This is a genomic window from Bacillus songklensis (assembly GCF_042649685.1).
Taxonomy (GTDB): domain Bacteria; phylum Bacillota; class Bacilli; order Bacillales; family Bacillaceae_H; genus Bacillus_BA; species Bacillus_BA songklensis.
In genome coordinates, this window is the sequence record NZ_JBHRZT010000005.1 from 1 (window position 1) to 20,827 (window position 20,827).

General features: G+C 38.0%; 24 protein-coding genes and 1 rRNA gene. 24 read left to right on the forward strand and 1 reads right to left on the reverse strand.

The window, feature by feature from the left end; translation table 11 throughout:
• Positions 1-16 precede the first annotated feature (16 nt).
• From rrf to rsmI, 11 genes are all read left to right on the forward strand, one after another.
• A 5S ribosomal RNA gene (rrf, locus tag ACFOU2_RS00295) occupies positions 17-132 on the forward strand.
• A gap of 141 nt (positions 133-273) precedes the next feature.
• Positions 274-459, forward strand: a complete 186-nt coding sequence (locus ACFOU2_RS00300) for a sigma factor G inhibitor Gin (RefSeq protein ID WP_377911153.1) — start codon at positions 274-276, stop codon at positions 457-459.
• Positions 460-587: 128 nt separating this feature from the next.
• Positions 588-2,039, forward strand: a complete 1,452-nt coding sequence (locus tag ACFOU2_RS00305; RefSeq protein WP_377911155.1) for an aminotransferase class I/II-fold pyridoxal phosphate-dependent enzyme — start codon at positions 588-590, stop codon at positions 2,037-2,039.
• Between the two features lie 15 nt (positions 2,040-2,054).
• Positions 2,055-2,690: a dTMP kinase gene (tmk, locus tag ACFOU2_RS00310; RefSeq protein ID WP_377911157.1), complete on the forward strand. Its 636-nt coding sequence runs from the start codon at positions 2,055-2,057 to the stop codon at positions 2,688-2,690.
• A gap of 80 nt (positions 2,691-2,770) precedes the next feature.
• Positions 2,771-3,100 carry a cyclic-di-AMP receptor gene (locus ACFOU2_RS00315; protein ID WP_377911159.1) on the forward strand — a complete coding sequence of 110 codons (330 nt, stop codon included), beginning with the start codon at positions 2,771-2,773 and terminating at the stop codon, positions 3,098-3,100.
• Between the two features lie 35 nt (positions 3,101-3,135).
• Positions 3,136-4,128, forward strand: coding sequence for a DNA polymerase III subunit delta' (gene holB / locus ACFOU2_RS00320; protein WP_377911161.1), 993 nt, complete (start codon positions 3,136-3,138; stop codon positions 4,126-4,128).
• 4 nt (positions 4,129-4,132) lie between these two features.
• On the forward strand, positions 4,133-4,960 hold the full coding sequence (locus tag ACFOU2_RS00325; RefSeq protein WP_377911163.1) for a PSP1 domain-containing protein: 828 nt from the start codon (positions 4,133-4,135) through the stop codon (positions 4,958-4,960).
• Between the two features lie 14 nt (positions 4,961-4,974).
• Positions 4,975-5,337, forward strand: a complete 363-nt coding sequence (yabA, locus tag ACFOU2_RS00330; protein ID WP_377911165.1) for a DNA replication initiation control protein YabA — start codon at positions 4,975-4,977, stop codon at positions 5,335-5,337.
• 168 nt (positions 5,338-5,505) lie between these two features.
• Complete coding sequence (locus ACFOU2_RS00335; protein WP_377911167.1) at positions 5,506-6,252, forward strand: tRNA1(Val) (adenine(37)-N6)-methyltransferase; 747 nt, start codon at positions 5,506-5,508, stop codon at positions 6,250-6,252.
• Positions 6,239-6,532 (forward strand): GIY-YIG nuclease family protein, encoded by a 294-nt coding sequence (locus tag ACFOU2_RS00340; protein ID WP_377911169.1) that lies wholly within the window; start codon positions 6,239-6,241, stop codon positions 6,530-6,532. Before ACFOU2_RS00335 ends, ACFOU2_RS00340 begins: the two co-directional genes overlap by 14 nt.
• The gene (gene rsmI / locus ACFOU2_RS00345) at positions 6,507-7,382 is read left to right on the forward strand and encodes a 16S rRNA (cytidine(1402)-2'-O)-methyltransferase (RefSeq protein ID WP_377911255.1); all 876 of its coding nucleotides are present in this window, start codon (positions 6,507-6,509) and stop codon (positions 7,380-7,382) included. Before ACFOU2_RS00340 ends, rsmI begins: the two co-directional genes overlap by 26 nt.
• Before the next feature lie 165 nt (positions 7,383-7,547).
• Here the strand turns inward: rsmI and ACFOU2_RS00350 are convergent, their stop codons facing one another.
• Positions 7,548-7,832: an AbrB/MazE/SpoVT family DNA-binding domain-containing protein gene (locus tag ACFOU2_RS00350; RefSeq protein WP_377911171.1), complete on the reverse strand. Its 285-nt coding sequence runs from the start codon at positions 7,830-7,832 to the stop codon at positions 7,548-7,550.
• Positions 7,833-8,373: 541 nt separating this feature from the next.
• Between ACFOU2_RS00350 and metG the strand changes: the two genes are divergently transcribed.
• The 13 genes from metG (at position 8,374) to glmU (ending at position 20,810) form a co-directional block, all read left to right on the forward strand.
• The gene (metG, locus tag ACFOU2_RS00355; protein WP_377911173.1) at positions 8,374-10,326 is read left to right on the forward strand and encodes a methionine--tRNA ligase; all 1,953 of its coding nucleotides are present in this window, start codon (positions 8,374-8,376) and stop codon (positions 10,324-10,326) included.
• Between the two features lie 141 nt (positions 10,327-10,467).
• Positions 10,468-11,238, forward strand: a complete 771-nt coding sequence (locus ACFOU2_RS00360; RefSeq protein WP_377911175.1) for a TatD family hydrolase — start codon at positions 10,468-10,470, stop codon at positions 11,236-11,238.
• Between the two features lie 219 nt (positions 11,239-11,457).
• Positions 11,458-12,675: a ubiquitin-like domain-containing protein gene (locus ACFOU2_RS00365; protein WP_377911177.1), complete on the forward strand. Its 1,218-nt coding sequence runs from the start codon at positions 11,458-11,460 to the stop codon at positions 12,673-12,675.
• A gap of 301 nt (positions 12,676-12,976) precedes the next feature.
• Positions 12,977-13,531, forward strand: coding sequence for a ribonuclease M5 (gene rnmV / locus ACFOU2_RS00370; protein ID WP_377911179.1), 555 nt, complete (start codon positions 12,977-12,979; stop codon positions 13,529-13,531).
• 2 nt (positions 13,532-13,533) lie between these two features.
• Positions 13,534-14,409, forward strand: a complete 876-nt coding sequence (gene rsmA, locus ACFOU2_RS00375; RefSeq protein WP_377911181.1) for a 16S rRNA (adenine(1518)-N(6)/adenine(1519)-N(6))-dimethyltransferase RsmA — start codon at positions 13,534-13,536, stop codon at positions 14,407-14,409.
• 100 nt (positions 14,410-14,509) lie between these two features.
• Positions 14,510-15,391 carry a sporulation peptidase YabG gene (yabG, locus tag ACFOU2_RS00380; RefSeq protein ID WP_377911183.1) on the forward strand — a complete coding sequence of 294 codons (882 nt, stop codon included), beginning with the start codon at positions 14,510-14,512 and terminating at the stop codon, positions 15,389-15,391.
• A 318-nt stretch (positions 15,392-15,709) separates the two neighbouring features.
• The gene (gene veg, locus ACFOU2_RS00385; protein WP_377911185.1) at positions 15,710-15,976 is read left to right on the forward strand and encodes a biofilm formation stimulator Veg; all 267 of its coding nucleotides are present in this window, start codon (positions 15,710-15,712) and stop codon (positions 15,974-15,976) included.
• Positions 15,977-16,074: 98 nt separating this feature from the next.
• The gene (locus ACFOU2_RS00390) at positions 16,075-16,260 is read left to right on the forward strand and encodes a small, acid-soluble spore protein, alpha/beta type (protein ID WP_377911187.1); all 186 of its coding nucleotides are present in this window, start codon (positions 16,075-16,077) and stop codon (positions 16,258-16,260) included.
• Between the two features lie 203 nt (positions 16,261-16,463).
• Entirely contained in the window at positions 16,464-17,333 is an 870-nt protein-coding gene (ispE, locus tag ACFOU2_RS00395) for a 4-(cytidine 5'-diphospho)-2-C-methyl-D-erythritol kinase (RefSeq protein ID WP_377911189.1), read from the forward strand.
• Between the two features lie 55 nt (positions 17,334-17,388).
• The gene (gene purR, locus ACFOU2_RS00400) at positions 17,389-18,210 is read left to right on the forward strand and encodes a pur operon repressor (protein WP_377911191.1); all 822 of its coding nucleotides are present in this window, start codon (positions 17,389-17,391) and stop codon (positions 18,208-18,210) included.
• A 49-nt stretch (positions 18,211-18,259) separates the two neighbouring features.
• Entirely contained in the window at positions 18,260-18,634 is a 375-nt protein-coding gene (locus ACFOU2_RS00405) for a RidA family protein (RefSeq protein ID WP_377911193.1), read from the forward strand.
• Between the two features lie 332 nt (positions 18,635-18,966).
• Positions 18,967-19,257, forward strand: coding sequence for a septation regulator SpoVG (gene spoVG / locus ACFOU2_RS00410; protein ID WP_377911195.1), 291 nt, complete (start codon positions 18,967-18,969; stop codon positions 19,255-19,257).
• A gap of 173 nt (positions 19,258-19,430) precedes the next feature.
• Positions 19,431-20,810, forward strand: coding sequence for a bifunctional UDP-N-acetylglucosamine diphosphorylase/glucosamine-1-phosphate N-acetyltransferase GlmU (gene glmU, locus ACFOU2_RS00415; RefSeq protein ID WP_377911197.1), 1,380 nt, complete (start codon positions 19,431-19,433; stop codon positions 20,808-20,810).
• The last annotated feature ends 17 nt before the right edge of the window (positions 20,811-20,827 follow it).

The following is a 20,827-nucleotide window of genomic DNA, read 5'->3' on the forward strand; positions in this document are numbered from 1 at the left end:
AACAACCTTCATATAGTCTGGTGATGATGGCGAAGAGGTCACACCCGTTCCCATGCCGAACACGGAAGTTAAGCTCTTCAGCGCCGATGGTAGTTGGGGGGCTCCCCCTGTGAGAGTAGGACGTCGCCAGGCAACAAAAAAAGACTAGTCAAATTGACTAGTCTTTTTTTGTTTTTGTTAACGGGACATTGATGTGCAGCGTATGATATATTATCAATTTTTAAGTATCAATCATCATCATATGGAGAATAAATGAATAATGGAGGTGGGAGTATGAACCAATATCCATTCACTTATTCAAAAGGTCCATGTATTATATGTGATGAATCAAAAGAAGATGGAGTTCGTATTAATCATCATTTTATTTGTGCCCATTGTGAGAAAGAAATGATTCATCTTCCTATTAGTGCAAACTCATATTCATACTTTGTTCAGAAGTTAAAGAAATTATCTTGTTGATGTATAAATAAGAACTAAGTAGATTGGCCTCTAATAGGGGCTTTTTATTTTGTGAAAAATTACGGATGAAGTTAAGTTTATTGCTATAATAAATAATATTGAATCATTAAAGAGAAGGAACGATTGCGATGGACCAATCTTATACACCTTTATTTACTCAATTACAAGAACATTATTTAAAGAGAACTCTCTCCTTTCATGTTCCCGGTCATAAAAATGGAAAAATATTTCCAGATCTTCCTTATTCGTTATTCTCTTCTATTCTAAATATCGATGCTACAGAACTGAGTGGGTTAGATGACCTTCATAATCCAGAAGGGGTGATTGCTCAAGCTCAATCTTTAGCTGCTGACCTTTACGGAGTAGACACTACTTATTTTCTAATAAACGGTTCTACAGTGGGGAATTTGGCTTCCATTTTATCTGTGGCGGAGGCAAATGATGTCATGATCGTGCAAAGGGACTGTCATAAATCCGTGTTGAATGCTTTAAAGTTGGCTAATATTCTTCCGGTGTTTATAGCCCCAGAATACGATATCTCTGCCCATATTTGTACAGGTGTGAAAGAAGAAACGGTAATTAAGGCTATTAATCAATATCCTTGGGCCAAAGGGATTGTTTTAACAAACCCGAATTATTATGGATTAACAAGAAATTTAAAGGGAATCGTAGAACATGCCCATAATTATAACATACCTGTTATTGTGGATGAAGCCCATGGAGCGCACTTTATATTAGGCGATCCTTTTCCGCAGTCCGCTGCAGAAGCCGGGGCAGATTTGATTGTTCAATCAGCGCATAAAACCTTACCTGCAATGACAATGGGTTCGTATTTACATGTTCAAGGCTCTCTTGTTAATATGGAGAAGTTAGAGTTTTATTTAAGAGCCTTACAATCAAGCAGCCCTTCTTATCCTATTATGGCTTCGCTTGATTTAGCACGGTATTATTTGGCTCAACTTAAATCCGATAAAAGTGAAATCATTTCCTTACGTGCGGAGTTGGAACAATTTAAACAGCGGTTAAATGAAATCGAAGGATTAAAAGTAATGCCCTTTTCCTCGCCTGATATAAAGGAAGATTTATTGAAAGTGATGATTCAACCTGATCATCGATTTATCAAAACGGGGTATCGTTTACAAAAACAATTAGAGTCTTACGGCATCTACAGCGAGTTAGCTGACATGTTCCGTGTGCTGTTTATTCTACCGCTCGGGAAAAACTTCCCTTTTGAAGAGTCGATTCATAAAATAAGAGAAGCATTAAGAAATATTCGCGATGGTGAACCTCATGTTAGTTTAGATAAAATTCAATCTTTTTCTTTTCAACACACTTCTTTAACAATAAGTTATCAACAAATGCAAACACTGAAAAAAGAGTTTGTTTCTTTTGAAGAAGCAATTGGAAGGGTAGCTGCTGAACCAGTTATTCCTTATCCCCCCGGTATTCCTATCCTGGTAGAAGGTGAATTAATCACAAAGGACCATATTTCCTATATTGTGCATTTGAAGAAATTAAACGCCAATATCCAAGGGGGACATGCTATATCTAATCGCCAATTAAAGGTATTTTTAATATAGAAGGAGTAAGAAGACGTGTCAGGTAAATTTATTACATTTGAAGGACCCGAGGGTGCTGGAAAAACAACCATTATTCAAATGTTGGAACAATCATTAAAAAAGATAGGTTATCCTGTTTTGTTAACAAGGGAGCCTGGAGGAATTAAAATTGCAGAAGAAATTCGTCATATCATTTTAAACCCGGAAAATACGGAGATGGACCCTCGAACAGAGGCCCTTCTTTACGCGGCAGCAAGAAGACAACATCTCACAGAGAGAGTGATTCCGGCTCTTAGTGAGGGCCAAATTATTTTATGTGATCGTTTTCTTGATAGTTCATTGGCTTATCAAGGATTTGCCAGGGGACTCGGAATGAAAGAGGTTTATCAAATTAACGAATTTGCTATTAATGGAACGATGCCCCATCTTACATTTTACTTAGATATTGACCCCGAAATTGGATTAAAAAGAATTACTCAAAATCGGGAACGGGAAGTCAATCGACTTGATTTAGAAAAATTAGATTTCCATTATAAAGTAAGAGAAGGGTATTTAACTTTATTAGAAATGTTTCCTGAGCGTATCCACTTGATTGATGCCAGTAAATCAGCCGATGAAGTCTACGAAGAAATTTATAATAAGGTAAAGATGTATTTGTTTTCAAGGGAATAACCTAATAGAGACTATCAAAGTTTTTGCGGAAGTTGTTATAATAAAAAATAAAATGCTTAAGATGATGAGGTGGACTGTTAATGAAACTGATTGTAGCCGTTATTCAGGATTCGGACAGTACCAGGTTACTGAATGCTTTAGTAGAAAAGAACTTTCGTGCTACTAAGTTGGCTAGTAGTGGAGGATTTTTGAAATCTGGAAATACGACAATCATGATAGGTACAAAGGATGACAAGGTAGAAAGTGTCCTTGAGATTATTAAGGACCAATGTCAAAATCGTAAGCAACTGATATCACCTGTTTCACCAATAGGGGGAAATGCAGACTCCTATATCCCTTATCCCGTTGAAGTAGAGGTTGGAGGAGCGACTGTTTTTGTTTTGCCAGTAGATAGCTTTTATCAGTTTTAGTAGAAGACTACAAGAAATAAGTGAGTGATCATAATATGTCCAAAACGTGGGATCAACTTGAGCAAATACAACCTAATGTCATGAAAATGTTGAAAAATAGCTTATTAAAAAATCGAGTAGCCCACGCATATATATTTGAAGGTGGAAAAGGGACTGGAAAGAAGGATGCAGCGTTTCTGTTCGCTAAAAGTATTTTTTGTCTGCATTTACAAGAATATAAGCCATGCCATACATGTATTAATTGCAGACGTATAGATTCTTCTAATCACCCCGATGTCCATTACATTGAACCTGATGGGTTATCAATCAAAAAAGAGCAAATTCAACATTTGCAGTCGGAATTTACGAAAACAGGACTGGAATCAAACCGCAAGCTTTATATTATCGAACAGGCTGATAAGATGACTGTGAATGCAGCAAACAGCTTGTTGAAGTTCTTAGAAGAACCAAGCAGTGGCACTTATGCAGTCTTATTAACAGAGCACGTTCATAAACTATTAAATACAATCGTATCGAGATGCCAAATTATCTCATTCCGATCTCTAACACCTGATGATCTCCGAGATAAATTAATGGAACAAGGAGTTTCACAAGCCTTTGCCTCTTTATTAGCCCAATTGACTAATGATTTGGAAGAAACAATGCGGCTTTATAAAGATGAATGGTTTGGACTTGCGCGTAAATTGGTGATACAATTAAATGAAACATTGGCAACAAGACCACAGCAAAGCTTGCTTCTTATTCATGAAAAATGGATGCAGCATTTTTCTGAAAAGGGGCAGATGGAGCTAGGATTAAATATGTTGCTTATGCTTTATAGGGATTTATTATCCATTCAATTGGAGCAAGAAGACACAGTTGTGTTTACCGATAGATTCGAATTTTTAAAACAGCAGGCCCTTCAAATAACTCAAAAGAAAACGATTCGTGATCTAGAAGCCATTCTGAAGGCTAAAAATAAGCTGAACTCCAACATGAATCTTCAATTATTGATGGAGCAGCTGGTGTTGGATTTGCAGGAGGGATAAAAGCTTGTATGATGTAGTAGGAGTCCGCTTTAAAAAAGCGGGAAAAATATATTATTTTGATCCTGGTGACCTTACGATTCCTGATGGAGAGTTTGTGATTGTAGAGACTATTAGAGGAGTAGAGTTCGGTAAGGTTGTTATCAATAAAAAGCAAGTCAGTGAACATGATGTGGTACTTCCTTTAAAGAAAGTCATTCGTATCGCCGATGCGAAAGACAAACTGATTGTGGAAGAAAATAAGCAAGCTGCAAAGGAAGCATACGATGTTTGCGTAAAAAAGGTTCATGAGCATAATTTAGACATGAAATTAGTTGATGTGGAATACACATTCGATCGAAACAAGGTCATTTTTTACTTTACAGCTGATGGACGTATTGATTTTAGAGAGCTAGTAAAAGATTTAGCAGCTATTTTCCGTACGAGAATCGAATTACGCCAAATCGGAGTTCGTGATGAAGCAAAATTATTAGGTGGGATTGGTCCTTGTGGCCGAATGCTTTGCTGTTCAACATTCTTAGGAGATTTTGAGCCTGTATCTATTAAAATGGCAAAGGATCAAAATTTATCTCTAAATCCGACGAAAATTTCGGGCTTATGCGGACGATTAATGTGCTGTTTAAAATATGAAAATGATGAGTATGAAACGGCAAAGGAACAACTCCCAGATTTAGGTGAGACCATTCAAACACCAAATGGTACCGGAAAAGTAGTAGGCTTAAATATTTTAGAGCGCATTTTACAAGTCGAATTGTTAGAGCGTCAGCAAATTGTAGAGTTTACGTTAGATGAAATCGTAAAAAAAGGAGCTGTTTCATTTCAAGCTACAGAGTAACGAGGTGGGTAAAGGTGGATAAAAAAGAAATTTTTGATTGGGTTACGAATATGGAAGAACAAATTAGTCATTTATACAATCAACTTGGGCGTTTTAAAGAACATTTAGCCCAATTAATTGAGGAAAATCATCATTTACAGCTTGAAAATGACCATCTGCGTCGCCGCCTTGACCAGACAACTGTCGAAATGAAACGAAAAGATTATAAACATAAAGTTAATAAACAAGAAAAAGAGCAAAAAGTCGATATCGGTGAGGGATATGATAACCTTGCCCGTCTTTATCAGGAAGGATTTCATATTTGTAACATCCATTATGGAAGTGTACGAAAAGATGGGGACTGCTTGTTTTGTTTATCCTTTTTAAATAAGAAGTAGCGGTATGTGAAGATGGCCTTTCCTTTTTGGAGAGGCTATTTTTATGGAGTTTATCCCATTCTAACAGGCAGTAAGAACTCTAATTCAAGTAATACTAAGTGGGGGAGCGGAGAAAACCTTCACCAAGTGAAGTTTCACTTTATATTTTAACTAAGAGAGGAAAGAGAAATGGTACATTTACATGGAGATGAGCGATTAGACTATTTATTAGCAGAAGAAGAATTACGTATTATTCAAAGTCCTTCTGTATTCTCCTTTTCTTTAGATGCTGTGTTACTTGCTCGTTTCGCTTATATGCCCATTCAAAAAGGAAATATTATCGACTTGTGTACGGGAAATGGTGTAATCCCTTTATTTTTATCAAAACGTACAAAAGGAAGGATTACGGGTGTAGAGATTCAAGAAAGATTATATGATATGGCGATTAGAAGCATTGAGTATAATAATCTGCAGGATCGTATCCATATGATACATGGAGATATTAAAGATATGCCTGCAAAGCTTGGATATGGAAAATTTGATGTCGTAACTTGTAACCCTCCTTATTTTATAACACCTAATAAGGATGAGATAAATCTTAATGAACATTTAGCTATTGCTCGTCATGAGATTTATTGCACCTTAGAAGATGTCATTCTTGTCAGCAGCCAGCTTGTGCGTCCAGGAGGCAAAGTTGCTCTCGTTCACCGCCCAGGACGTTTGCTAGATATTGTGTCATTGATGCGAAAATGTAAAATCGAGCCAAAACGATTACAGTTCGTCTATCCGAAGCAAGGAAAAGAAGCCAATACCATTCTAATTGAAGGAATCAAAACTGGTCAGCCTGATTTAAAAATTTTACCACCGCTAATCGTGTATAACGAAAATAATGAGTATACAAAAGAGTTGAGGAAGATTTTGTATGGAGAAGAGTAAAGGCCATTATTTCTATGTTTTACAGTGTAGGGATGGAAGCTTTTATGCGGGATACACCACCCATATCAAACGTCGGGTGGAGAAACATAATAGCGGAAAAGGAGCTAAATATACAAACTCAAGGAAGCCGGTTACATTGATCTTTTATCAAGAGTTTTCTTCTAAAAGTGAAGCACTGAAAGCAGAAGCGCAATTTAAAAGGCTTCGGCGTTCTCAAAAAGAAGAGTTTTTGAAAGAGGAGGGAGTGCAATATGATGTGGCAACAAAAGAGCTACAATGAGCAGCGTAAAGGCGGCATTTTATACTTAATTCCGACACCGATCGGAAATTTGGAAGATATGACGTTTCGTGCTATCCGTTTGTTGAAAGAAGTAGACTATATAGCGGCAGAAGATACAAGGCAAACGAAAAAACTATGTAATCATTTTGAAATTGAGACTCCCATTATTAGCTATCATGAACATAATAAAGAGAGTAAAGGAAAACAAATTTTAAACGACTTAGAAGAAGGAAAAACGATAGCACTGGTGAGTGATGCGGGAATGCCGACTATATCCGACCCTGGATATGAATTGGTGGTTCTTGCCTCGCAGAACGAATATCATGTTGTCCCGCTCCCTGGAGCCAATGCTGCTTTGACCTCCCTGATTGCTTCGGGGCTACCGACTGCTCACTTTATGTTTTATGGATTTTTACCCCGTCATAAAAAACAGAAAAAAGAGCAGCTCGAACAGGTAAAAAAAACAAAAGCAACCCTAATTTTTTATGAAGCTCCTCATCGTTTGAAAGAAACGCTGCAACTCATGTTTGAAACGCTGGGGAACCGACCAATCGCTGTGACCAGGGAGCTGACCAAAAGGTATGAGGAATTTATCAGGGGCACTTTGGCAGAGATGTTGGAATGGGCTGAGAAAGAGGAAATTCGAGGAGAATTCTGCTTGATTGTACAAGGGAGTGAGAGCGAGGAAGAAGAAAACCAAGAAAACTGGTGGGATTCTTTAACGGTTATTGATCATGTGAATCATTATATAGAAGAAAAAGGAATGAATAGTAAGGAAGCTATTAAACAAACTGCAAAAGATCGAAATGTACCAAAGCGGGATATCTATAATGAATACCATAAAGCATAAGGATAAAAAGTCGATCAGCTTTTAAATAACTTTTTGTCCTAAAGCGATGTTGTCATTCACACGGTTCTTTACCGAGTCATTGCAAAAAGGGCCTTTTACTTAAACATTTTAAGTAAAAGGCCCTTTTTAGCTGCTTTTGTATAGAAGCATTCTTTTAGCTAAAGCTTATTTTGAAATTTGTAAGCTTTTTTGAATTTCCTGCAAGATTTGCTCAGCACCTTCACGGCTAACGATTAATTTACCGCCAGCAATTTGAAGGTTATCATCAGAAACTTCTCCAGTAATTTGGCAAGTCATATTTGGTTTATATTTCTTTAAAATGATGCGCTCTTCGTCCACGTAAATTTCTAATGCATCTTTCTCGGCAATTCCTAATGTACGACGCAACTCGATTGGAATAACCACACGTCCTAACTCATCAACTTTACGAACAATCCCTGTAGATTTCATAATATGAAAATCTCCTCTCATTCTTATTCTCTATATTAGTGTTTCGTCATTATTCGACAAATTCAACTTTGATTTCATCATACCAATGTTTCCAAAAGCAGTCAATAATTTTATATGTAAAAATCTGTAGGTTTCTTAAAAAATGAATAAAAAGCCTTATAAATAAAGGATTTATGACCAAAAGTCATTTCTTTACAAGTAATATTCTGTAAAAAAACGCGAGAGAAACTATTAGTTCAATAATATTTTTAGTGGGAAAGCCAAGAAAAGGCATATCGAATTTTCGACATTTATTAATACAGATTCGACATATCTCTTCTTTTTGAAAATCGAAATATAGGAAAAAAGAACAGGGAGGAAAATTGTATATTTTCTTATGAATTCGGTGGAAAATGATAATAATGATTCATAGGGAATAAGAAAGGAATTTTTTGAGTTTATCATGTAAAATAGTAATATATGATAGCAAAGAACATATAATGGCATCTTTATATCAAGACCGCTTTTTATAGGTCATGCAGAAATTTTGGAGGTAACTGAAATGGCAACAGAAAAAAATACGTATTATATCACTACACCTATTTATTATCCAAGCGATAAGTTACATATTGGCCATGCCTATACAACGGTGGCCGGTGATGCGATGGCTAGGTACAAGCGCCTAAGAGGTTATGATGTCCACTACTTAACAGGCACTGACGAGCATGGACAAAAGATCCAACGCAAAGCGGAAGAAAAGGGTGTAACTCCACAGCAATATGTAGATGACATTGTTGCGGGCATTAAGGATTTATGGGAAAAACTTGATATCTCATACAATGACTTTATTCGTACAACAGAAAGTCGTCATAAGGACGCAGTCGAAAAAATCTTTGCTAAGCTTTTGGAGCAAGGAGATATTTACTTAGATGAGTATGAAGGATGGTACTGTACACCGTGTGAGTCATTCTATACGGATCGTCAATTGGTAGATGGAAACTGTCCGGATTGCGGTCGTCCAGTAGAAAAGGTAAGAGAGGAATCTTACTTCTTCAAGATGAGCAAGTATGTGGATCGTTTGTTACAGTTTTACGAAGAAAATCCAGAATTTATTCAGCCGGAATCTCGAAAAAATGAAATGATCAATAATTTTATTAAACCAGGTCTTGAAGATTTGGCAGTATCCCGTACCACTTTTGATTGGGGAATTAAAGTACCTGGTAATCCTAAACACGTCATTTATGTATGGATTGATGCATTATCAAATTACATTACAGCACTTGGCTATGGGAAAGAAAGTGATGAGAAATATCAAAAGTACTGGCCGGCCGATGTTCATTTGGTAGGAAAAGAAATTGTTCGGTTTCATACGATTTATTGGCCAATCATGTTGATGGCACTTGATTTACCATTGCCGAAGAAAGTCTTCGCCCATGGCTGGTTGTTGATGAAAGATGGTAAAATGTCCAAATCAAAAGGAAATGTAGTCGATCCGGTTATGCTGATTAACCGCTATGGCCTGGATGCTCTTCGATACTATTTATTACGTGAAGTACCATTTGGAGCAGACGGTGTATTTACACCTGAAGGGTTTGTGGAGCGCATCAATTTTGATTTAGCCAATGATTTGGGGAATTTAGTAAATCGTACAGTGGCTATGGTTGATAAGTACTTTGATGGAGTGATCCCTGCTTATAAGGGATCGATTACACCCTTTGATGATCAGCTTGTTCATATGCAGCAAGAAACAATACGGAAATTTGAGGAAGCGATGGAACGCATGGAATTTTCTGTTGCACTCACAGCTTTATGGCAGCTGATCAGCCGTACGAACAAGTATATTGATGAAACACAACCTTGGGCTTTAGCAAAAGATGAGAACAAAAGAGAAGAACTTGCTTCTGTTATGACCCACCTTGCTGAATCGATCCGTCATACAGCCATTTTGTTAAAACCATTTTTGACACGTACACCAGAGGGAATCTTTGAACAATTGGGAATTCAAAGTGAAGAACTAAAGACGTGGGAAAGCATTTCTACGTTTGGATTAATTCCTGAAGGGACAAAAGTGGTAAAGGGTCAGCCTCTGTTCCCTCGTTTAGAACTTGCTGAAGAAGTGGAATATATTAAACAGCAAATGCAAGGGACTAGTGAACCTGCCCCAATAGAAGAGAAAGAAGTACCAGAAGCAGAAGAAATCACAATCGATGATTTTATGAAAGTAGACTTGAGGGTAGCACAGGTTTTAGCAGCAGAACCTGTGAAAAAGGCAGATAAACTGCTGAAACTTCAGCTCGATTTAGGATATGAAAAGCGTCAAGTGATATCAGGAATCGCTAAGTTTTATAAGCCCGAAGACTTAGTTGGACGCAAAGTGATTTGTGTGACTAATTTAAAGCCTGTTAAACTTCGCGGTGAACTTTCTCAAGGAATGATTTTGGCGGGAGAAGATGAAAACGGCTTATCTTTAGCGGCTGTCGATCAATCATTAGCTAATGGTGCGAAGATTAAATAATTCATGATAAAATAATATTTACTTATATTCAACAGAGAAGAAGGGGTATTTCATGTATGATAAAACGTGAAAACCTCTTCTTATTATTATATTAAGAAAATATATTGGTATAATGAATTAAAGCGAGGGAGGAAGGTGTCTATGCTATTTGATACACATGTACATTTAAATGCTGATCAATACAAGGAAGATTTGGAAGAAGTGATTCAACGTGCTCAAGAAGCAGGCGTAGAATATATGGTTGTGGTAGGTTTTGACCGCGAAACCATTCAAAAGGCCATGGAGATCACAGAAGCTTATGATTTTATTTATGCAAGTGTAGGTTGGCACCCAGTGGATGCAATTGATATGACCGATGATGATTTAAAGCGGATTGAAGAATTAGCTGCTCATCCTAAAGTAGTTGCACTTGGTGAGATGGGCTTGGATTATTATTGGGACAAATCTCCCAAAAGTATTCAAAAAGAAGTGTTTCGAAAACAAATCCGTTTAGCTAAAAAAGTGAAGCTCCCTATCATTATTCATAATCGGGATGCGACAGAGGATGTTGTCCAAATTTTACGAGAGGAGCAGGTACAAGAAGTGGGAGGAATCATGCATTGCTTCACAGGCAGCTTAGAAATTGCTAAACAATGCATGGATATGAATATGTATATCTCATTCGGTGGACCTGTGACGTTTAAAAACGCTAAAAAGCCAAAAGAAGTAGCGGCTGAAATTCCAATGGAACGATTACTGATTGAAACTGATTGCCCTTATTTAACTCCACATCCTTATCGTGGAAAGAGAAATGAACCGGGATACGTGTCGTATGTTGCAAAGCAAATCGCAGAGCTGAAACAAGTAAGTTATGAAGAACTGGCACAAAAAACTACGGAAAATGCCAAAAAATTATTCGGCATAAATCGATAAAAACCACATAATTTTTCAGGCAATTTTGTCCAAAAAACAATAGAATAAAAAGGTTCTACAAGTCTCTTTTTGCTCATAGTATGAACTTGTCGACAAGTCTCCCTTCCATTTTTGAGAAAATTCAGACATAATAGACTATAGCTATCACCCCGGCGGGAGGGTTGACAAGTGGATAAGTACTCTATATAATCTCTGCGAGAGAAGGGGGAGTTTTTCATCGTGTTGCAAAACGTGAAAAAGCTGTTTTCCAATTCTACCAGGAGCAAGAAGAGACTGAGGATTTTTATTGGGAGTTTTGTGGTTGTTTCAGCAGTTTTATCATTTGCCGCATACACAACAACACAAGCTTCAGTCTCGTTAACAATTGATGGAAAAAAGAAAAAGCTGAGGACACACGCTCAGACAGTAAGTGAATTACTGAAAGAGCAAGATATAAAGGTCCGAGATGAAGATTACCTGTCTCATGCTTTATCAGCCAAGGTGAACAGCGATATGAATATTGTTTGGGAGCCGGCTAAATCAATTGAATTGGTGGTTGATCAGCAAAAGAGAAATATTTGGACAACAGCAGATACCATTAAAGAGGTCTTAGCAAAAGAGAAGATTCATATATCAAAGTACGACCAAGTACAGCCTGATTTAGATACATCCGTCCAAGATAATTTAACAGTTCAAGTAGATAAAGCCTTTCCTGTAAAGCTGAATCATGGTGGAAACGAACAAAAAGTTTGGTCCACTTCGACTACGGTCGCTGACTTTTTAGAGCAACGAGAAATTAAACTAAATGACTTAGACCGTGTAGAACCTAGTTTATCTAGCCCAGTCAAGCCAAATACCGTCGTAAATGTTGTGAGAGTGGAAAAAGTCACCGATGTAGTGGAAGAACCAATTGGCTATGCAGTGGTCACGAAAAATGATCCTTCCTTAGAAAAAGGAATTGAAAAAATAGTTTCAGAAGGAACAGAAGGACGCGTAGCCAAGCATTACGAAGTTGTCATGGAGAACAATAAAGAAGTTTCCCGCAAATTAGTGAAAACAGAGCAATTGAAAGAGAGTAAGGATCGTATTGTAGCAGTGGGCTCTAAAGCCACGAAACCTGTTACGAAAACAGCAGTTGCACAAGTATCGCGTGATGATCATCAATCAGGAAGAGAGTTTTATGTTCAATCAACGGCTTATACAGCTTTTTGCAGCGGTTGTTCCGGCAAAACGAGAACGGGTATTGATTTACGCGCTAATCCAAATGCTAAAGTGATTGCAGTTGACCCTAGTATCATTCCTTTAGGAAGTAAGGTATACGTTGAAGGATATGGCTATGCCATCGCTGCCGATACAGGGGGAGCTATTAAAGGAAACAAAATTGATGTGTTCTTTGCTGATAAATCTCGAGCATATACTTGGGGTCGTCGTACCATTAAGATTAAAGTATTAAATTAAAAGAAAAGTGGAGAAAGCCAAGTTACAGCTAAGAACGCTCACGTCCTGTGGGCAACGCTGTAACCCCCGCCATCCATGGCTCCTACCGATATGATGCTGGAGCTTGTGAGAAGGAATCGCTTTTTGATTCCGCTGGAAGAAGTCAAACAGCCGTACGGCTTGGCTTTCATAGCTGGACAATTAATTTAGGTGCAGAGGATATTTTATCCTCTGCCTTTTTTAGGTTAAAATAAAAAAGATTTCTGCTCTTTACTTATTAGACGTAAAATTAACGGGAAAGTTTCAGTTTTTGGAGGAAAAAATGAAAATTAAAGAGATCATTGTAGTGGAAGGGCGAGATGATACGACAGCCGTTCAAAGGGCTGTCAATGCAGATACAATTGAAACAAACGGCTCCGCAGTCAACGAGGAGACGATTGAAAAGATTAAGCTGGCCCAGGAGAAAAGAGGCATCATTATCTTTACAGATCCAGATTATCCAGGTGAGAAAATCCGTAAGACGATTGCGGAGAGAGTACCAGGATGCAAGCATGCTTTTTTACCAAAGGAAGAAGCAAGAGCCAAGAATGGGAAGAAAATAGGAGTTGAGCATGCGTCTGATGAGGCTATCAAGGCAGCACTTGAGCATGTAAAGCAAGAATGGACGGAAGGAGAAGGAGAAATCTCCAAGGAAGATTTGGTGGATGCTGGGCTTATTGGCGGGCCGGGAGCAAGTGAACGGCGAGAGAAACTAGGGCGTAAATTAAAGATTGGATATACAAATGGAAAACAGCTTCATAAAAGGCTGCAAATGTTTCAAATTTCGAGAGATGTCTTCATAGAGGCTTTATATAGCATACAAGAGGAGGAAATGTAAACTTGCTAAAAGATATTGCAACCCCGAAAAGAACAAAAGAAATATTGGAGAAGTACGGATTCACATTTAAGAAAAGCTTAGGACAAAACTTTTTAATTGATACGAACATTCTAAACCGTATTGTTGATCATGCTGAATTGACAGAAGAAACAGGTGTTATTGAAATTGGACCCGGCATTGGAGCTTTAACTGAACAGTTAGCAAAAAGAGCCAAAAAAGTAGTAGCTTTTGAAATTGACCAACGGCTGCTGCCTATCTTGCAGGACACGCTTTCTCCTTATCCAAATGTAAAGGTTATTCATCAGGACATTTTAAAAGCGGATGTACATGAGATGATTGCTTCAGAGTTCCCGGGTATTCGAGACTTAATGGTGGTGGCAAATTTACCTTATTATGTGACGACACCTATCTTAATGAAATTGTTGGAAGATCAAATTCCGGTTCGTGGAATAGTGGTGATGCTGCAAAAAGAAGTAGCAGATCGGATTGCAGCTAAGCCTGGAACAAAAGATTATGGCTCTCTTTCGATTGCAATCCAATATTATACAGAAGCAGAGACGGTCATGGTTGTGCCTAAAACGGTTTTTAATCCGCAGCCGAATGTGGATTCAGCTGTAATCCGCCTAACAAAACGGCCGCAACCATCAGTTCAAGTGCAAAATGAAGCATTCTTCTTCACGGTAGTGAGAGCAAGCTTTGCCCAAAGAAGAAAGACGCTTTTAAATAATTTGACGAATAATTTATCTTTTGGAAAAGAAAAAAAGCAGGAAATTGAGCAAACTCTTCACTCAGTTGGGCTCGACCCGAAGCGTAGAGGAGAGACTTTATCTATACAAGAGTTTGCAATATTAAGTGACGCCTTATATAAAGTGAAGTAAAGAAGATGAGCGTTGATTGGCAATCACCTTTTTTTCATTCCCACATAGGTTATTTAGAAGAGGCATTCATTCTTTAAGTAGCTAGGGCGGAGTGGAAAAAATGAGCATTAAAATTGGGGATATTGTTACTCGACCATCTTATGGGCGAGACTTATTATTTCGAGTTATTTCAATTAATACCAATGAAAAAGGGGAACATTATGCTACTTTGTACGGAGAAGATGTTAGACTGATTGCTGATGCACCTTTTTTTGATTTAGAAGTAGTAAGCAGGATTGAACGTGAACAACGATTAAAAAAAGAAGATGAACTATTGGAACAGTCTTTGTCATTGATTCAACAAGATTACCATCTAGTCAGGCAAAAAAGTGAATATACAGCTACAAACGGCTATAGTCATTCTCACCGTTTTTTTCAAATGCCCGGAAAGGTCCTTCATCTTGATGGAGATCCGAATTATTTAAGGAAGTGTCTAATGTTATACGAGAAAATCGGTATTCCTGTTTACGGTGTGCACTGTTTGGAAAAAGAGATGCCCCACCGCATAGGGAAGTTAATAGACGAGGTGAGGCCTGATTTACTCGTCATTACAGGCCATGATGCGTATTCTCGATCTAAAGGAAAAAAAACGGATTTGATGGCTTATCGTCATTCCGGACATTTTGTTCAAACTGTTCAGGAAGCACGCAAAAAAGTCCCTCATCGAGATCAGCTTGTGATTTTTGCCGGAGCATGTCAATCTCATTTTGAGTCCCTTATTGCTGCGGGGGCTAACTTCGCTAGTTCTCCAGCCCGGGTGAATATTCATGCCTTGGATCCCGTCTATATCGTCTCTAGAATCAGCTTTACTCCTTTTACAGATGATATAAATGTGTGGGATGTATTAAAGAACACATTAACAGGAGACAAGGGGCTAGGCGGTATCCAAACAAGAGGATTATTGCGTACGGGCATGCCCTATCATCCACAGGATGATGAATAAAGATGGGAATATGGGCGGTTGGAAACACTTCTCTAGAAAAGGACCTTCGTTTAATCTGAATTAGGCGAAGGTCTCCTCTTATGTAAAGATGCTAAATTCATCATTAGTTTTTCTATTGGCTTATTTGCATAAATTTAAAAAAGATCACTTAGAAGCTTCTTTCAACTATACATACTTTTTTCAAAAAAAGAAGATAATAGGAAATGTAGATTTTTGTTGAGAATTTTGTGTTGACACTGGGGAGCGCGCGTTGATATAATTTTAATTTTTGACTTATATTAAAATGCGTGCTATAATATAGACAGTGAGGTGGCGAATATGGCTAAAACATTATCTGATATTAAGCAGTCGCTTGACTCTAATTTAGGTAGAAGGCTTAAATTAAAGGCAAACGGCGGTCGTAGAAAAACGATCGAGCGTTGTGGGGTGCTAACAGAGACATACCCTTCTATATTTGTCGTAGAACTCGATGAGGAAAATGCATTAGAACGCGTTTCTTATAGCTATGCAGATGTTTTAACGGAAACAGTGCAGTTAACTTTTTTTGATGAGACTTCAGGGAATTTAGCAATAGGCGGGCAGTAGACATTTGTTTGCTGCTTTTTTGTTTTGTCCCGACATAGATTGTTTTTTATCTATACATACTATAAATGTCGCAGTTTTGTGAAAGGAGCTGCATAAGAGTGGGGAGACGTAAAGGAATTATGTCATACCGCTTAAAGGAAGAATTGGCAAAGGAATTAGGTTTTTACGACGTGGTTCAAAAAGACGGATGGGGAGCCATTCGATCGAAAGATGCAGGCAATATGGTAAAGCGGGCAATTGAAATTGCTCAAAAAAACCTAATCAATTCATCTAATCAGCTATAAAATGGATGGCCGATCTAATCGAAAGAAGATAAAATAAAATTGCGACAGCCGAAGCGCAAGTGCTTCGGCTTCTTGAATTTTAGCAGTTAATATTAAAAGTTTTCCTTTTATCTACAGACAAATGTCGAAATAAAGGGAGGTATGTTGTATATTTTATTATAGAATAGCATTAAACTTTAGTAGGTAGAGTAGGTGACGAGTTAATGAAGCTGATGGTGAAAGCGCCGGCTAAAATAAACCTTTCATTAGATGTATTACATAAGCGTTCGGATGGTTATCATGAAGTTAAAATGGTCATGACAACCATTGATTTAGCTGATCGAGTAGAATTGGCAGAAAGATATGATCAAAAAATTGTGATTCATTCACATGATCGTTATGTACCAGATGATCATCGTAACTTGGCTTATCAAGCGGCACAGCATTTAAAAGACCGCTTTCATATAAATAAAGGAGTGACTATTTCCATTGTCAAGGCGATTCCTGTTGCAGCCGGATTGGCAGGAGGAAGCAGTGATGCCGCAGCTACGTTAAGAGGATTAAATAAACTGTGGGGATTAAACCTTTCAATCGATGAATTGGCTTCCCTAGGCGCAGAGATTGGATCCGATGTTTCTTTTTGTGTGTACGGGGGGACAGCATTAGCCACGGGAAGGGGAGAAATCATTGAGCAAATTGAACCCCCTCCTAATTGCTGGGTTATTTTAGCGAAACCGGAAATTGGCGTATCGACCGCAGAGGTATATAAAAATCTTGATTTATTGAACGTCCAGCATCCCAATGTCGAAGCAATGGTTCAGGCGATCAGCAATAAAGATTATGACAAAATGTGCAGCCTTGTAGGAAATGTGCTAGAAAGCGTTACCTTGCATATGCACCCGGAAGTGGCCCTTATTAAAGAACAAATGAAGCGCTTTGGGGCAGATGCAGTGTTAATGAGTGGGAGCGGCCCGACGGTGTTCGGATTGGTCCAATACGATTCACGTATGCAAAGGATCTACAACGGTTTACGGGGATTCTGTGAGAAGGTTTATGCTGTAAGGTTATTAGGAGAACGAGTAGATATTGATTGAAACCGTATATTAATGTTATATTTACATTAAAACATTCGGTTTTTAGGAGGTTACCATGAAGTTTCGGCGAAGCGGACGATTAATTGATATGACACACTACTTTCTTCAAAACCCTCAACGTCTCATTCCATTAACATATTTTGCTGATAAATATAACTCCGCTAAATCCTCTATTAGTGAAGATATGGCAATTATTAAACACACGTTTGAACAACAAGGTGTGGGAACTCTGTTGACCTTGCCAGGTGCAGCAGGAGGCGTTAAATTTATCCCGAAAGCTTCAGTAGAAGAAGCTAAGGGCTTTATTGATGAACTTTGTGGGATGATGGCAAGTCCTGAGCGTCTTCTTCCAGGCGGTTATTTATATTTAACAGATATTTTAGGAAATCCAAGAGTAGTCAACAAAATTGGCCGGTTGTTTGCTTCTGTATATGCTGAACGTAAGATTGATGTAGTCATGACGGTAGCAACAAAAGGAATCCCATTAGCTTATGCAGTAGCACAGTTTTTAGATGTACCCGTCGTGATTGTGCGTAAAGACAGCAAAGTAACAGAGGGATCGACGGTGAGTATTAATTACGTGTCAGGTTCTTCTAAGCGAATTCAAACGATGTTGTTAGCGAAAAGAAGTTTGGAGACAGGCTCTAATGTCTTAATTATCGATGATTTTATGAAAGCCGGAGGAACCGTAAATGGAATGATTAGTTTGCTGGAAGAATTCCAAGCTAAAGTAGCGGGAATCGGCGTGTTGGTGGAATCGGAGGACATAGAAGAACGGTTAGTAGATGAGTACATTTCCCTTGTAAAATTGACAGATGTGAATGTTAAAGAAAAACAAATTAACGTTAAAGAAGGGAATTACTTTGCACATTTGTAAAGTATGTGATACAAAAAGGATATAATTGTCTAAACAGGGGGCCAAAAATATGAAACAAGTTCAAACGAAAGCAGCACCACAAGCTATCGGACCATACTCACAAGGAATTATTGTGAACAACATGTTTTACAGTTCAGGACAAATTCCTTTAAGACCGGATGGAACGTTGGTTGAAGGCGGTATCGAAGAACAAACAGAACAGGTGTTCGAGAATCTGAAGGCTGTTTTGGAAGCAGCAGGAGCTTCTCTTTCCACAGTCGTAAAAGCAACGGTATTCATTAAAGATATGAATGACTTTGCTCAATTAAATGAAGTATATGCCCAATATTTTGCTGATCACAAGCCGGCACGTTCATGCGTGGAGGTAGCTAGGCTTCCGAAAGACGTACTAGTTGAAATTGAAGTCGTAGCACTAGTGAAATAATTATTTATCGTATTAGCTATGTAAAAGTCTAGTATCGGTTTTAGGTTTTCTTTCGGCTTTTGTACGAATGAGCACAAAATATTGAAAATCGAAATTGTTTTTCGAAAGATCATCATATCAAAAGACATGAAAGTTCATTTCGATTTTCTTTTATGTTTCTTTCCTAAAATAAGCTAGGGAGTCTGCTAGAAAAGGCAGGCTTTTTTTGACGTTTTCTCAGTTGATAACTAAATTTTAAAAATAATATAAAAAATTTTTTAGAATTGAAGGAAAATAAAAAAAACTGTGGAATTAATTATTAAAGCTTGATTTAGGAAAAGGTGGTGAACATAATGGAAGTAACTGACGTAAGATTACGCCGCGTAAATACCGATGGACGTATGAGAGCGATTGCATCAATTACGTTAGATAATGAATTTGTCGTTCATGATATTCGTGTAATCGATGGCAATAATGGCTTATTCGTAGCAATGCCTAGTAAACGTACGCCAGACGGTGAATTCCGCGATATCGCTCATCCAATTAACTCTAATACTCGCGGAAAAATTCAAGATGCTGTTTTATCTGAATATCACCGATTAGGTGAACTGGAAGTTGAATTTGAAGAAGCGGGTGCTTCATAAAATATGTCAAAAGCCTATTGTTAACAATAGGCTTTTCTTTTGTTTTTCTTTTCCTTTTCCCCCATTTTTCTTCAAAGTACTGACAAAAATATGTACTTTTTCTTCATTCCTTGAAATACCCGTCTATTTAGGATATATTCTTAATGGATAAAAAGGTAAATTGGAGGCCGGTTATGACAAATAGATATGCAGTCATATTGGCAGCTGGACAAGGAACACGCATGAAGTCATCTTTATATAAAGTGTTACATCCTGTCTGTGGCAAGCCAATGGTTCAGCATGTCATTGATCAATTATCAGAATTACAATTAACAAAGATGATTACGATTGTTGGTCATGGTGCTGAAAAAGTTCGAGCACATGTTGGTGATAAAAGTTTATTTGCCCTGCAAGAAGAACAACTTGGGACAGCTCATGCTGTTATGCAAGCAAAAGATTTACTTGCTGATGCAGAAGGAACAACGATTGTTATATGTGGAGACACACCTTTAATTACTGCGGAAACAATCGATGCTTTGCTTCAACATCATGAACATACAAAAGCTAAGGCAACCATCTTAACTGCCTATGCAGAAGATCCGACAGGTTACGGACGAATCATTCGTAACGAAGATGGATTAGTAGAGAAAATCGTGGAACATAAAGATGCCACAGAGGAAGAGAGAACGGTTAAAGAAATTAATACAGGAACATATTGCTTTGACAATAAAGCATTGTTTGATTCCTTATCGAAAGTATCCAATGATAATGTTCAAGGAGAGTATTACTTACCGGACGTGGTTGAAATTTTAAAACAAGCTGGTGAAGTGGTTTCTGCTTATCAGACGCATCATTTTGAGGAAACATTAGGTGTAAATGACCGATATGCATTATCACAGGCTGAAGAAATCATGAAAAAGCGCATTAACAAAAAACATATGTTAAATGGTGTTACCATTATTGATCCATCGAACACATATATTTCTGCGGATGCGCAAATCGGCCGTGATACTGTTATCTATCCTGGAACTATGATTCAAGGTGCGAGCACAATCGGAGAACGTTGTGAGATTGGACCGAATACAGAAATCAAAGATTGCCAAATTGGAAACGATACAGCCCTTCGACATTCTGTAGCTCATGATAGTGAAATCGGCCATGAAGTCAAAATTGGTCCTTTTGCTCATATACGTCCTCAATCCCAAATTGCAGATGAGGTCCGTATCGGCAACTTTGTAGAAATCAAGAAAACATCATTTGGCAAGGGAAGCAAGGCCTCTCATCTAAGTTATATCGGTGATGCTGAAGTGGGTGAAAATGTAAACTTAGGCTGCGGTTCAATAACTGTTAACTATGATGGGAAAAATAAATTCTTGACCAAGATAGAAGATGGAGCTTTTATTGGATGCAACTCTAACTTAATTGCTCCTGTAAGGGTAGGAAAAGGAGCTTATGTAGCAGCCGGCTCAACAATTACAGACGATGTGCCTGGAAATGCATTATCGATTGCGCGTGCACGTCAGGTAAACAAAGAAGACTACGCAGAAAAAATGGATGTTCATAAAAAATCCTAATGGAGGGGCTTATACTA